The following is a 12,866-nucleotide window of genomic DNA, read 5'->3' as shown; positions in this document are numbered from 1 at the left end:
TGCGTGCTCCCGCCATGGTCAGCCGCGCCGGTCGGCGAGCCAGCCGCGCAGCAGCTGGGCGACCTCGTCGGGCTGCTTCTCGACCATCTGGGTGATGTCGCGGAAGCGGCCGTCGCGGTCGAACTCCTCGCCGGGGCCGCCGGCGCCTTCGAGCTCGTGGGCGCCGCCGATCCCGCCCTGGCCCTCCAGGGCCAGCTTGGCCCGGGCCGCCTCGATGGCCGCCTGCATCTCCTCCAGGGCCGCGTTCTGCTGGTCGCTGAGCTTGACCTTGTCGGCCTTGCGCCGGCGGCGGCCGGAGAGCGCGGCGACGATCAGCAGGATCAGCAGGGCCAGGATGATCAGGCCCATCTGGATGTACTTCTGCTGCAGCTCGCCCTGCTCGGCCTTCGTGGCGTCCGCCTCGGCGCTCGCCTCCGCCTCGGCCTTGCTGGTGTCGAAGGCCATCGAGCTGACCGCGATCTGGTCGCCACGGGTCGCGTCGAGGCCGACGGCGGAGGAGACCAGCTGCTGCAGCTGCGCCTCGTCGACCTTCGCCTTCGAGCTGTCGACGATGACGGCGACGGCGAGCTTCCGCACCGCGCCCGGCGCCGACTTCTTCGTCTCGGTGACCATGCCGACGGCGTTGTTGCGGGTCTCGGTGGACTGCTGGTAGGTGCCGTCGCCGCCGGCGCCCGTGCCGTTGGGCACCTGGATGTTGTCCGGGCCGAGGACACCGCCGACCGGGGTGCCGTTGCCGCCGGTGTACTGCTCCGACGTCTTCGACTCCGACAGCGGCGGGACCGCCGGGTCGGCGATGTACTTCTGCGTCTTGGTCTCGGTGGCGTCGAAGTCGAGGTCGGCGGTCACCTGCACGACGGAGTGCCCCGGCCCGACGACGGTGTCGAGCATGTTCTGCAGCGCGTTGTTGAGCCGCGCCTCGTAGGCCGACGTCTGCCCGGACTGCCCGTCCGGCGATGACCCGGCGCCGTCGGATCCGGACAGGACCTTGCCGTTGGCGCCGACGACGGTCACCGCGGTCGGCTCGAGCCCTTCGACGCTGGAGGACACCAGGTGCACGATCGAGGTGACGGCGCCGCCGGTCAGGGGCTTCGTGCCGGTGTCGACGAGCACCGACGCGGTCGGCGCGAGCTGGTCGTCGGTGAACACGTCCTTCTGCGGGATCGCCAGGTGCACGGTCGCCGTGTTGACGCCGTTGATCGCCTCGATGGTCTTGCCGAGCTCGCCCTCCAGGGCCCGCCGGTACGTGACCTGCTGCATGAACTCGCTGGTCATGATGCCCTGCTTGTCCAGCAGCGCATAGCCGGCGTCGCCGGACGCGGGCAGCCCGGCACCGCTCATCGAGATCCGCAGGCTGTACACCTGGTCGCTCGGTACGTTGATGGTGCCGCCGCCGTCGGACAGCGTGTAGGTGACGCCGTCGGCGTTGAGCTTGTCGACGATCGCGCTCGCGTCGGCGGCGGCCAGGTTGGAGAACAGCGGCGCCATGGTCGGCTTGCCGGCCCACGTCGCGAAGAAGTAGCCGCCGATCGCGAGGGCGAGCACGGCGAAGATCGTGACCGCGCGCTGCCCGGGGGTGAACGCGGCCCAGCCGTCCTTGCCCCGCTGCAGCAGAGCGGTGAGCCGGTCGCGCATCAGGCCTGCATCCTCATGATCTCGTTGAAGGACTCGAGGGCCTTGTTGCGCACCGCGACGGTGAGGCTGGTCGCGAGGCTCGCCTCGGTCGCGGCGATCATGTAGTCGTGCACGTCGGTGAGGCGGCCGGTGGCGGCCTGCACGGCGAGGTCGTCGGCGGTGTGCTGGACCTGCTGGAGCTTCTGCAGGCCCTGCGCCACCATGGCGCCGAAGTCGGCGCCGGACGTCGACGGCCCGGCCGGGTCGGACGCGGTGATCGGAGCGATCGCGGGAATGGCGCCCGTGGCCTGGATGGCGGAAACGGTCATGCGTCCTCACTCCGTTCCGGGCGCCTGACCACAGCCTGACCCCCTGATGACCGGCCCGAGCCGCTCCGCTGGCCGGTCACGCCGTCACCTCCGCCGCGCTCCGGCGCCGGCCTGACCCGATACCGAGCCGCCGATGACTGGCTCCTCCGCCACGCTTCGGATCAGTCATGACTAGCCCTTCCCGATCTGGATCGCGGCCTGGTAGGCGTCCTTCGCCCGGTCGACCACGGTGAGGTTCGCCTGGTATCCGCGCTGCGCCATGATCATCTGCGTCATCTGCGAGCCCAGGTCCACGTCGGGGTACCTGACGTAGCCCTCCCGGTCGGCCAGGGGATTCTCGGGCTCGAACACGAGCCGGCCCTTCGGGTCGCCGAGCGCGGTGCCGGCGACGACCACGCCGCCCTCCCCGGTGCCGTAGTCCACGGCGCGGGCCTGCACGTAGCGGGCGCGGAACACCTGGCCCGACGTCGACTGGGCGTCGTTCATGTTGGCGACGTTGTCGGCGATCGCGTCGAGCCACTTGCGGTAGACGGTCACGCCAGTGCCGGCGATGCCGATCGCGCTGAAGATGGTCATCGTCGTCAGCCCCTGATCGCGGTACGCAGCAGGATGAACTTGTCGTCGACGCCGCGCAGCATCGTCTGGTACCGCAGCCCGGTGTCGACGTTGGAGAGCACCTCGTGGTCGAGGTTGACGTTGTTGCCGTCCTCGCGGGTCGGCTCCATCGAGCGGGCCACGGCGATCGACGCGTCCTGGGGCCGGCCGGCCTCGACCGCGCCGAGCAGCGAGTCCTCGAACGACACCTTCCCGGCGAGGAAGCCGGGCGTCTCGATGTTGGCGATGTTGTCGGCGATCACCCGCTGCCGCTTCGCCAGGCCCGTCAGGGCGCTGTGCAGGGTGACCGACGTGACGTCCTCGAACACGGCAGGGATGCTCCCGTCCAGGCGAAAAACGGTTCCGCTTGCGGTGTGTCGCCGGTCCCTGGCTGCTGCTATGAGCGATCCTTGCTCGTTGGAGCTATCGGCGTCACCCACCCGGGGTTGAGGAATACCTCTCGGGGAAAACCCCCACAGCGCGAATCCGGGTGCGGGTCGGGTGCAGCCCGGATGTCCGCGGCACCGCGGATCCATAGCGTCTCTGTACGTGGAGAAGAGACCAGTTACCGTACGGGTGGCGCGCTGGAGCGCGGAACACCCGTGGCGCGCAATCGCACTGTGGGTCGTGTTCGTCGCTGTCTGCTTCATCGGCGGCACCATGGCGGGCACCGTCGAGGCCAGCAACTCCGACCAGGCGATCGGCGAGTCCGGCCGGGCCGGCGTCATCGTCAACGACGGGAAGTTCGACAACCCGGCGACCGAGAGCGTCCTGATCACCCCGCTGTCCGGCACGCTGGACAAGGCGGCCGCGGACAAGGCCGCCGCCGACGTCGCGACCGCGATGCGGGCGCTGCCCGAGGTCGCGTCCGTGAGCGACCCGCTGCCCTCCCACGACGGCGGCGCGCTGCTCGTCCGGGTCACCATGAGCGGCGAGGCGGACACCGCCCAGGACCGCGTCGGCAAGCTGCGCGAAGCCACGGCCACCGTGCAGCAGGCGCACCCGGAGCTGCGGGTCGAGCAGACCGGTGGCGAGTCCATCGGCCAGGCCATGGACGAGACGCTCGGCAAGGACTTCCAGCGGGCCGAGTTCCTCAGCCTGCCGGTGACGTTCGCGATCCTCATCGTCGCGTTCGGCGCGCTCATCGCCGCCGGCGTGCCCGTGATCCTCGCGCTGATGTCGGTCGCGGCCGCGCTGGGCCTGTCGACGCTCGCGTCGCACCTGGTCCCGTCGACCGACACCACCGCCAGTGTCATCCTGCTCATCGGCATGGCCGTCGGCGTCGACTACTCGCTGTTCTACCTGCGCCGCGAGCGGGAGGAGCGGGCCAAGGGCCGCAGGCACCTCGACGCTGTCGAGATCGCCGCCGAGACCTCCGGCCACGCCGTCGTCGTCTCCGGCATCGCCGTCACCATCGCGATGGCCGGGCTGTTCCTCGCCGGTGACGTGGTCTTCTCGTCCCTCGCCGTCGGCTCGATCCTGGTCGTGCTCGTGTCCGTGATCGGCTCGCTGACCGTCCTGCCGGCGCTGCTGTCGAAGCTCGGCCGCTGGATCGACCGGCCCCGCGTGCCGGTCCTGTGGCGGCTCACCCGGCCCCGCGCCGAGGGTGAGGGCCAGTCGAAGGTCTGGAGCTTCATCCTGCGGCCCGCCCTGCGCAGGCCGGCGATCACCCTGGCCGTCTCGGTCCTGGCCCTGCTGGCGCTCGCCGCGCCGGCCCTGACGATGCGGCTGAGCTTCCCCGGCATGGAGGACCTGCCGCGCACCACACCGGCCATGCAGGCCTACGACCGCCTCGTCGAGGCGTACCCGAGCAACGGCACCGTGCACACCGTCGCCGTCCGCGTCCCGGCCGGTCAGCTCGACGCCACGAAGACGGCACTGGCCGAACTCGCGAGGGCCGCCGCCGCGGACCCGCTCTTCGCGCCGCTGGATGAGGCACCGGACATCCAGGTCTCCGCCGACGGCAGCGTCGCGCTGCTCGACGTCGCCACCCCGTACGCCGGCCGCTCCGAACAGGCGAAGGAGTCCCTCGACCGGTTGCGGCAGGTCATGGTGCCCCAGACCGTCGGCAAGGTCCCGGGCCTGACACTCGGATCGGACGCGGCCGTCGGTGGGTTCGTCGGCGCGGACGTCGACTACGCCGGGCACGTCAAGCGGAAGCTGCCGCTCGTCGTCGGGTTCGTGCTGATCCTGACGTTCCTGGTGATGGCGTTCACGTTCCGCTCGGTGGTCGTCGCGGTCACCTCGATCGGGCTCAACCTGCTCTCCGCCGGCGCCTCCTACGGCCTCGTCGTCCTGATCTTCCAGGGCACCTGGGCCGAGGGCATCCTGGGCTTCAAGTCCATGGACGCGGTCGTGTCGTGGCTGCCACTGTTCCTCTTCGTGGTGCTGTTCGGCCTGTCGATGGACTACCACGTCTTCGTCGTCAGCCGCATCCGCGAGGCGGTCAGGCAGGGCATGCCGACCCGCGAGGCGGTGGCGCACGGCATCACCGGCTCCGCCGGCGTGGTCACCAGCGCGGCGATCGTGATGGTGGCGGTGTTCTCGATCTTCGCGACGCTGAGCACCATCGACATGAAGCAGCTCGGCGTCGGACTCGCCGCCGCGATCCTGCTCGACGCGACCGTCATCCGCGCGGTCGTCCTGCCCGCCCTGATGACGATGCTCGGCAACGCCAACTGGTGGGCGCCGCGCTTCATGCGCCGCCGCGAGGTGCCGCCGCCCGCCCCGGTGATCGAGGGCGAGCTCGTCGGCGCCGGGCGCCGCTGACCCGGACCGAACCCGGCCGGCACCCTTTCCTGAGGCGGAGCCGACCGTGACACGACCCCGCCGCCGGTGCTGATCGGGCACCGGCGGCGGTAGGTCGTTCTCAGGCGTCGGCGAGCTCGATCGAGTCCGACACCCGCGGCGCGAGGATCCGCATCTCTTCCAGCACAGGGGCGCTCTGGTCGTCCGGCACCGCCGACAGCGCGTCGTCGAGCAGCGGCAGCGCCGCCTCGTCGTGGAACATCTCCAGCGCGATCGCCGCGGCCAGGGTCCGCTCCCGCGGGGTGCGCCGCGGGTCCTCGGACAGCGCGAGCAGCGTGCAACGCTCGGCGAAGCCGTGCTGGCGCAGCCGGGCCGACCACTCCATCGCCCGGATCAGCGGGACCAGCCGGCCGACCCGTGCGGCCACGGTCAGCACCGTCGGCTCACCGGGGTACCGGCGCCACAACGCCTCCAGCAGCTCGTCGGCGGCCTCCGGCGGTGCCTCCGCGATGCCGAACAGCAGCCCGCGCAGCCCTTCGCGGGGCAGCACCTCGGCGACCTCGGCGAGGCTGCCGTCGGCGGCGCCGAGCACCTGCGCCATCCGCGACACCGGCACCGGCACCCGGCCCTCCCGCAGCGACTCGCGCAGCCGCAGCGCCGCCTCCTGGTGCCGGTCCAGCCGGCTGAGCGCGTCGATCTCCAGCCCGGCGAAGCGGCCCCTGCCGACGCCGTACAGCAGGTCGTTCACGCCCGATTCCGGCAGGCTGGTGACGATCTCCAGGGCGCGCTCGTAGTCACCCTCGGCGAAGCGCAGCTTGACCTCGTGCTCGTCGACGGTGAAGCCCTTGCTGGCGATGCGGCGCAGCTCCTCGATCGTCTCGTTCGCCTCGGCGAGCCGGTTCAGCGCCAGGTACGCGTCGGCGAGGATCTTCAGGAACAGCACGTGGTGGCTGTTCTCCTTCGCCTGGGCCAGCCCGCGGCGGGAGGTGACGATCGCCTCCTCGACGTGCCCGGAGCCGATCTGGGCGCGGGCGAGGTTGCCGATGGCGGTGATCCCGCTGACGTCCTCGGCGGCGAGCTCGGCGAGGCGCAGGTTGCGTTCCGCCTTGCCCTTCACCGTCTTGCGCAGTTCGGTGTACCCGGTGTGGTTGAGCACCAGCGCCGGTAGCTGACCGCCGACCTGGGCGTATCCGGTGATCCGGTCGACGACCTGTTCGTGCAGCCGCCCGTACAGGCGCGACGGTGCCCTGCGGAAGAGCCGCGGGAAGTAGATGGTGCTGATGCCGGAGCCACCCTCGTGCCCCTCCTGGTTGTCGATGGTCACGAAGAAGGCGTCGGCGTCGCTGGCCGTGACGGCCTCCCGGACGGCCCGGACGTTGCCGGTGAAGATCTCGTCCGCGTCGACCCACAGCGCCCAGCGCCCGCGGCAGTGCTCCAGGCAGCGGTTGCGGGCGTCGCCGAAGTGGTCGTTCCAGAAACCCTCGATGACCCTGGCGCCGTGGGCACGGGCGACCGCGACCGTGTCGTCGGTCGAGCCGGTGTCGTAGACCACGATCTCGTCGACCAGGTCGCGGATCGCCTCCAGGGACCGGCCCAGCACATCGGCCTCGTCCTTGACGATGAACGACGCGCTGATCAGCGGCGCGTCGGCCGGCTCCACGAACTCGGCCCGCAGCCCGCACGCCGGCGACGCGACGTGCGCGACCAGCGCCGCGTGCGCGATGGTGATCCGGCCCTGCGCGGCGAGCCCGTCCCAGGGCAGGTCCGCGGTCGGCCCGCCGGCGATCGCGAGGGCGTCGCGGCGGATCGCCACGCACACCGGTCCGAGCCGGTCCACGTCGCTGAACTCGCCCCGATGGTCCTGCCGCCACTGCCGGGCATAGGACTTGAACGCCGCGGCGCTGCCCTTCGCCTCCTCGGGCAGGCCGGCGTCCTGGGGACCGAAGCTGAGGTGGCAGCGCGGGCCGGTGGCGACCACGGACGGGTCGTGGAAGGGCTCCAGGACCGGGTCGAGCCAGTGCGCGGACAGGACGACGTCGCCGTCGACCATCACGATGATCGGGTGGCGGGTGGCGTCGACGCCGGCCGCCCAGCGCTCGGCGGTGCCGGATCCCGGGGGCGGCTCGATCACCTTCAGCCAGGTCTCGCCGCGCAGTTCGGCGCGCAGGTCGGGACGCTCCGGCGGCAGGACGCAGACCACCTCGTCGCGCAGGCCGAGGGTGGACCGCAGCGACAGCAGGCAGGCGTGGAAGTCGTCGGGGCTGCCACCCGCGGCGACGATCACGGACACCGGGATATGGGTCATGCCGACCACATCGGCCGTTTCGGGCGCAATCGGAGTGCTTTTCAGGTGCGGTTGTCGACGTACACCGGGACCGTGTCGACCGTCTCGCGGTGCAGCCGGTTGACCAGCCGCGCCTGCTGACGGTTGCCGGCCATCGCGATCGTCAGCTCCCGCGCGAGGTCCAGCTGCCGCTGCACGAGCCGCCGGGCCCGGTCCTGCAGGGCGATCGGCAGCGGCCCGAGCCCTTCCGGCGGCGTGAAGGTCACCGGCGTCACCGGCGCGGACTCCAGCACGTCACGGTGGCGCAGCATCTGCTCGACCTCGTCGGCCTCGAGCTCCATCGCGTCGAGCGCCGTCGCCCACGCGGTGTCCCATTGGCCCGCCTCGCCTGAGGGCGAGGTCACGGGCCGGACCCGATCACCTGCGCGGCGGCCTCCCGCCACGCGTCGCGCAACTGCTCGGCGAAACTCTGCACGTGCTCGACCTTGTCCCGGTCGCCGGTCACGTTGGCCTGCATCAGCTCGGTGATCAGGTAGCTGTACAGCGACGAGAGGCCGGGCCCGCCGCTCCACGCGGTGGTGTCCAGCGTCGCCCGGAGCTCCATGATGATCTCCTGGGCGTGCTGCATGCGCCCCGACGCCGTCTGCCGATCGCCCTGCTCCAGGGACTGGCCCGCGATCATCAGGTCCAGCACGAGCCGGTCGTACAGCATGACGAGCAGCCGGGACGGGGGAGCGGTCGCGACGCTGTCACTGACGTAGCGGTTGCGCAGTGCTTGTGTGGTCATGCGTTCTCCAGGGCCAAAGGGGAATCGGCGTCGGGCTAGCCGAGCGAGGCGAGCTGGCCCGACAGCCAGTTGCCCTGGTTCTTCAGCTTGCCCAGCGCGGTCTCCATCGCGCCGAACTGCTTCTGCAGCGTCGCCTGCCGGGCCTGCAACCGGACGTCCCAGTCGTCGACGCGGTGGTTGAGGTCCGTGATCGCGTCGTTGCCACTGGTGATCAGCCGCGACAGCGTGCCGGTGTTGGTCTGGGTCGCCTTGTCCGCCGAGGCGGACAGCTTGTCGGCGAGGCCGGTCTTGAGGCTGACGTCGGTCTGCGCGGTGTCGATGAAGAGCGCCTCGACCTTCGCCGGGTCGGCCTCGAGCGCCGCCTTGAACTTCGCCTTGTCGAACGTGAGCTGCCCGTCGCGGGTCAGCTCGATGCCGACCTCCTTGTAGCTGCCGCCCGCGGCGGTGCCGCCGGAGACCGTGTTGAGCACGGAGCTGGCGACCGACGACATGATGCCGTTGCCGGAGAGCGGGCCGCCGGGGACCGCGCCGCTCTTGTTCCTGGTCTGGGTGCCGATCTCCGACAGTGCCGAGTTCGCCGCGTCGATCATCGCCTGGACCTTCGCGGCGACGCCCTCGGTGTCACTGGCGACGGTGACCGTGACCGGCGGGTCGGTGGGGGCCTGCACCTTCGCGGCGGTGACGGTGAGGCCGCTCATCAGGTCCTTGAACGTGTTCGTCGACGACGTCACCTTGAGCGGGGTGAGCGGGTCGCCGACGAGCAGCTCCGCGTCAGCGCCCGTCGACACGAGCTGCTCGGCGCCGAGGCTGAAGGGGTTCGCCCCGCCGAGGTCGAACGTCGACTGCGCGCCGGTCGTGGTCGAGGTCAGCTGCATCGTGTACTGGCCGGGGGAGACCTGGAACGCGGTGGCCTTCACGCCGAGGTCGGCGGTCTTGTTGATCGCGTCGACGACGCCCTTGAGCGAGCCGTCGGTGACGGTGACCGGCTTCGGGGTGCCGTTGACGTTGATGTTGAACGAACCGGGCGCCATGATCGGGTCGGTGGTCGCCGCGACCGTACTGGAGAAGACCATGGCGTGCGCGGAGGCCAGCTTGCTGACCCGGAAGGAGAGCGAGCCGCTCTGCGAACTGCTCGTCGCCGTCGTGGAGGCGGTGGCCGCGTCCGAGCTCGACGTGGCGACGCCGCCCCTCCAGGCGGTCGGGTCCACCAGGGCCTTCGACGCGGTCATCAGGGCCTTCATCTTCGCGTTGATGCCCTGGTACGCGGTGACGACCTTCTGCTGCGTGGCGACCTTGGTCTTGAGGGCGTTCTGTGGGGCGGCCTCGACCTGCATCAGCCCGCTGATGACCGACGAGGTGCTCATGCCCGAGATGAGGCCGTCGACGCTACCCATGCTGGTACCTCCGTGAGACAAAGCGTGCGGGGAGGAAACCTGGGTCCCCTCCCCGCGCTACGAGCGCTGTCAGCGCAACAGCGACAGCACGTTCTGCGGTGCCTGGTTGGCCTGGGCCAGCATGCTCGTGCCGGCCTGGGTCAGGATCTGCGATCTGGTGAAGGAGACCATCTCCTGGGCCATGTCCGTGTCCCTGATGCGGGACTCCGACGCGGACAGGTTCTCCACGGCGACGTTCAGGTTGTTGATCGTGTGCTCGAAGCGGTTCTGGTACGCACCGAGCGTGGCCCGGGCGGTCGAGACACCCTTGATCGCCGTGTCGATCGCGGTGATCGCGGTGCTCGCGTCGGTCACCAGGTCGAGCGCGCTGGTGCCGAGGCCGGTCGAGTCGAAGCCGGTCACGCCGGTGACGCTGCCGAAGGCGGCGGTGCCGAGGCTGACCGTGATCTGATCCGCGGTCGCGGTGTTGGCGCCGACCTGGAAGGTGCCGGTGTAGGACGCCGAAGGGTCGAGCAGCTTCTGCCCGCCGAAGGACGTGGTGGTCGCGATCCGGTCCAGCTCCTGGTTGAGCTGGGAGAACTCGGTCTGCGCGGCGGTCCGTGCGTCGGCGTCCTGCGAACCGGTCGAGGCCGCCTGCACGGAGAGGTCACGCATGCGCTGGAGGATGGAGTGCGTCTCGGTGAGCGCGCCTTCAGCCGTCTGCACGACCGAGATGCCGTCCTGCGCGTTGCGCACCGCGACCTTCAGTCCGCCGATCTGCGAGCGCAGGCCCTCACTGATGGAGAGGCCGGCGGCGTCGTCGGCGGCCCGGTTGATCCGGAAGCCCGAGGACAGTTTCTCCAGCGACTTGCTCATCTGGCTGTCGGTCACCGACAGGTTCCGGTAGGAGTTCTGAGCGGCGATGTTGTTGTTGATCCTGAGACCCATGTCAGTTCCTCCTTGAGCTCGGTCCGGCCGTCCGTGGCCTGTTCACGGTGCAGATCGGCCGGGCCGTCAGGGAGTTGAGAAGAACTGGCAGGGCACGGCGCCCTGGGTGGGTGCCGTGCCCTGTCATGCCCTCGTCAGGTCATCAGACTCCAGCTCCGTCAGCGCAGCAGAGAGAGGACGTTCTGCGGCGCCTGGTTGGCCTGGGCCAGCATGCTCGTGCCGGCCTGGGTCAGGATCTGGGAGCGGGTGAACGACACCATCTCGGAGGCCATGTCCGTGTCCCGGATGCGCGACTCCGAGGCGGACAGGTTCTCCACAGCCGTGTTCAGGTTGTTGATGGTGTGCTCGAACCGGTTCTGGTATGCACCGAGCGTGGCCCGAGCGGTCGAAACACCCTTGATCGCGGTGTCGATCGCGGTGATGGCCGCGGACGCGCCGCCCACGAGATCGAGCGCGTCGGTCCCGAGGCCGGTCGAGTCGAAGCCGGTCACAGCAACGCTGCCGAAGGCCGCGGTGCCGAGGTTCACAGCGATCTGGTCGGCGGACGCCGTGTTGGCGCCGACCTGGAACGTGCCGTTGTAGGACGCCGAAGGGTCGAGCAACTTCTGCCCGCCGAACGACGTGGTGGTCGCGATCCGGTCCAGCTCAGCGTTCAGCTGAGTGAACTCGGTCTGCGCGGCCGTGCGCGCATCGGTGTCCTGCGAACCCGTGCTCGACGCCTGAACGGACAGGTCACGCATACGCTGCAGGATGGAGTGCGTCTCGGTGAGAGCACCTTCAGCGGTCTGCACGACCGAGATGCCGTCCTGAGCGTTGCGCACCGCGACCTTCAGGCCGCCGATCTGGGACCGAAGACCCTCGCTGATGGAGAGGCCTGCCGCGTCGTCGGCGGCCCGGTTGATCCGGAAGCCCGACGACAGCTTCTCCAGCGACTTGCTCATCTGGCTGTCCGTGACCGACAGGTTACGGTAGGCGTTCTGAGCAGCGATGTTGTTGTTGATGCGAAGACCCATGAAGTTCCTCCTTGAATCGGGTCACAGACCGGGCCATCCGTGGCCCGCTCGTACTCAACATCGGCGCTTCGCCTTGCGGCATAAGGGTTCTGCGAAAAAATCCTCGGCCGGAGACAACCGCGGCGCCTCCGTGGGTGGAGGCGCCGCGGTCGTGTCATCAACTGAGGAGGGTGGTGCGTGTGGTGCTAGCGCAGCAGGGACAGCACGTTCTGCGGTGCCTGGTTGGCCTGGGCCAGCATGCTGGTGCCGGCCTGGGTCAGGATCTGCGATCTGGTGAAGGAGACCATCTCCTGGGCCATGTCCGTGTCACGGATGCGCGACTCGGACGCGGACAGGTTCTCCACCGTGGTGTTGAGGTTGTTGATGGTGTGCTCGAAGCGGTTCTGGTACGCACCGAGCGTCGCCCGGGCGGTCGAGATGCCCTTGATGGCCGTGTCGATCGCGGTGATGGCCGCGGAGGCGCCGCCCACGAGATCGAGCGCGTCGGTCCCGAGGCCGGTCGAGTCGAAGCCGGTCACGCCGGTGACGCTGCCGAAGGCGGCGGTGCCGAGGTTGACCGCGATCTGGTCGGCGCTGGAGGTGTTGGCACCGACCTGGAACGTGCCCGTGTACACGCCACCCCGGTCGAGCAGCTTCTGCCCGCCGAAGCTGGTCGTGGACGCGATCCGGTCCAGCTCGGAGTTGAGCTGGGTGAACTCGGTCTGCGCGGCCGTGCGGGCGTCGGTGTCCTGGGAGCCGGTGGACGACGCCTGCACGGACAGGTCACGCATGCGCTGGAGGATCGAGTGGGTCTCGGTGAGCGCACCCTCAGCGGTCTGCACGACCGAGATGCCGTCCTGTGCGTTGCGCACCGCGACCTTCAGGCCGCCGATCTGGGACCGAAGACCCTCGCTGATGGACAGGCCGGCCGCGTCGTCCGCGGCGCGGTTGATCCGGTACCCCGAGGAGAGCCTCTCCAGCGACTTGCTCATCTGGCTGTCCGTCACCGACAGGTTCCGGTAGGCGTTCTGAGCGGCGATGTTGTTGTTGATACGAAGACCCATGGTGATTCCTCCTTGATGCGGGCCGGTGCTGCACGGGCCGTCCTTGGCCCGTTCGCTCAACACATCGGCGGCATCGCCAGGGGCATGAGGAATCTGCTTGGGAAATTTTCCGCAACGCAACTACAACGACGAAAGA

At 69.9% G+C, this 12,866-nt stretch carries 12 protein-coding genes; 1 reads left to right on the top strand and 11 read right to left on the bottom strand.

Features of this window, described 5'->3' with window-relative positions:
- Nucleotides 1-18 precede the first annotated feature (18 nt).
- The 4 genes from fliF to ABZS58_RS16580 all read right to left on the bottom strand — a co-directional run bounded on the left by fliF (nucleotide 19) and on the right by ABZS58_RS16580 (nucleotide 2,863).
- Nucleotides 19-1,632 carry a flagellar basal-body MS-ring/collar protein FliF gene (gene fliF, locus ABZS58_RS16595; protein WP_354782141.1) on the bottom strand — a complete coding sequence of 538 codons (1,614 nt, stop codon included), beginning with the start codon at nucleotides 1,630-1,632 and terminating at the stop codon, nucleotides 19-21.
- On the bottom strand, nucleotides 1,632-1,940 hold the full coding sequence (fliE, locus tag ABZS58_RS16590) for a flagellar hook-basal body complex protein FliE (protein WP_354782139.1): 309 nt from the start codon (nucleotides 1,938-1,940) through the stop codon (nucleotides 1,632-1,634). Before fliE ends, fliF begins: the two co-directional genes overlap by 1 nt.
- Before the next feature lie 171 nt (nucleotides 1,941-2,111).
- Nucleotides 2,112-2,516: a flagellar basal body rod C-terminal domain-containing protein gene (locus ABZS58_RS16585; RefSeq protein ID WP_354782137.1), complete on the bottom strand. Its 405-nt coding sequence runs from the start codon at nucleotides 2,514-2,516 to the stop codon at nucleotides 2,112-2,114.
- A 5-nt stretch (nucleotides 2,517-2,521) separates the two neighbouring features.
- The gene (locus ABZS58_RS16580) at nucleotides 2,522-2,863 is read right to left on the bottom strand and encodes a flagellar basal body protein (protein ID WP_354782135.1); all 342 of its coding nucleotides are present in this window, start codon (nucleotides 2,861-2,863) and stop codon (nucleotides 2,522-2,524) included.
- A 298-nt stretch (nucleotides 2,864-3,161) separates the two neighbouring features.
- On the opposite strand from ABZS58_RS16580, the gene ABZS58_RS16575 reads away from it, so the two are divergent.
- Complete coding sequence (locus ABZS58_RS16575; protein WP_354782133.1) at nucleotides 3,162-5,303, top strand: MMPL family transporter; 2,142 nt, start codon at nucleotides 3,162-3,164, stop codon at nucleotides 5,301-5,303.
- A 100-nt stretch (nucleotides 5,304-5,403) separates the two neighbouring features.
- Here the strand turns inward: ABZS58_RS16575 and ABZS58_RS16570 are convergent, their stop codons facing one another.
- From ABZS58_RS16570 to ABZS58_RS16540, 7 genes are all read right to left on the bottom strand, one after another.
- The gene (locus ABZS58_RS16570; protein ID WP_354782131.1) at nucleotides 5,404-7,587 is read right to left on the bottom strand and encodes a glycosyltransferase; all 2,184 of its coding nucleotides are present in this window, start codon (nucleotides 7,585-7,587) and stop codon (nucleotides 5,404-5,406) included.
- 41 nt (nucleotides 7,588-7,628) lie between these two features.
- A complete protein-coding gene (locus tag ABZS58_RS16565; protein ID WP_354782130.1) occupies nucleotides 7,629-7,970 on the bottom strand; it encodes a hypothetical protein in 342 nt (113 codons plus the stop codon).
- Entirely contained in the window at nucleotides 7,967-8,353 is a 387-nt protein-coding gene (fliS, locus tag ABZS58_RS16560) for a flagellar export chaperone FliS (RefSeq protein ID WP_354782128.1), read from the bottom strand. The genes ABZS58_RS16565 and fliS overlap by 4 nt, the downstream gene beginning before the upstream one ends.
- Nucleotides 8,354-8,388: 35 nt before the next feature.
- Nucleotides 8,389-9,747, bottom strand: coding sequence for a flagellar filament capping protein FliD (gene fliD, locus ABZS58_RS16555; RefSeq protein WP_354782127.1), 1,359 nt, complete (start codon nucleotides 9,745-9,747; stop codon nucleotides 8,389-8,391).
- A gap of 69 nt (nucleotides 9,748-9,816) precedes the next feature.
- Nucleotides 9,817-10,674: a flagellin gene (locus ABZS58_RS16550; RefSeq protein ID WP_354782126.1), complete on the bottom strand. Its 858-nt coding sequence runs from the start codon at nucleotides 10,672-10,674 to the stop codon at nucleotides 9,817-9,819.
- Between the two features lie 158 nt (nucleotides 10,675-10,832).
- Nucleotides 10,833-11,687: a flagellin gene (locus tag ABZS58_RS16545; RefSeq protein ID WP_354782124.1), complete on the bottom strand. Its 855-nt coding sequence runs from the start codon at nucleotides 11,685-11,687 to the stop codon at nucleotides 10,833-10,835.
- Between the two features lie 185 nt (nucleotides 11,688-11,872).
- A complete protein-coding gene (locus tag ABZS58_RS16540) occupies nucleotides 11,873-12,730 on the bottom strand; it encodes a flagellin (RefSeq protein WP_354782123.1) in 858 nt (285 codons plus the stop codon).
- Nucleotides 12,731-12,866: the final 136 nt, after the last annotated feature.

Source organism: Dactylosporangium sp. NPDC005555, from assembly GCF_040605635.1.
Classification (GTDB): Bacteria; Actinomycetota; Actinomycetes; order Mycobacteriales; family Micromonosporaceae; genus Dactylosporangium.
Note: the sequence above shows the minus strand (reverse complement) of the source record. Positions and strands in the feature narration are given on the sequence as shown.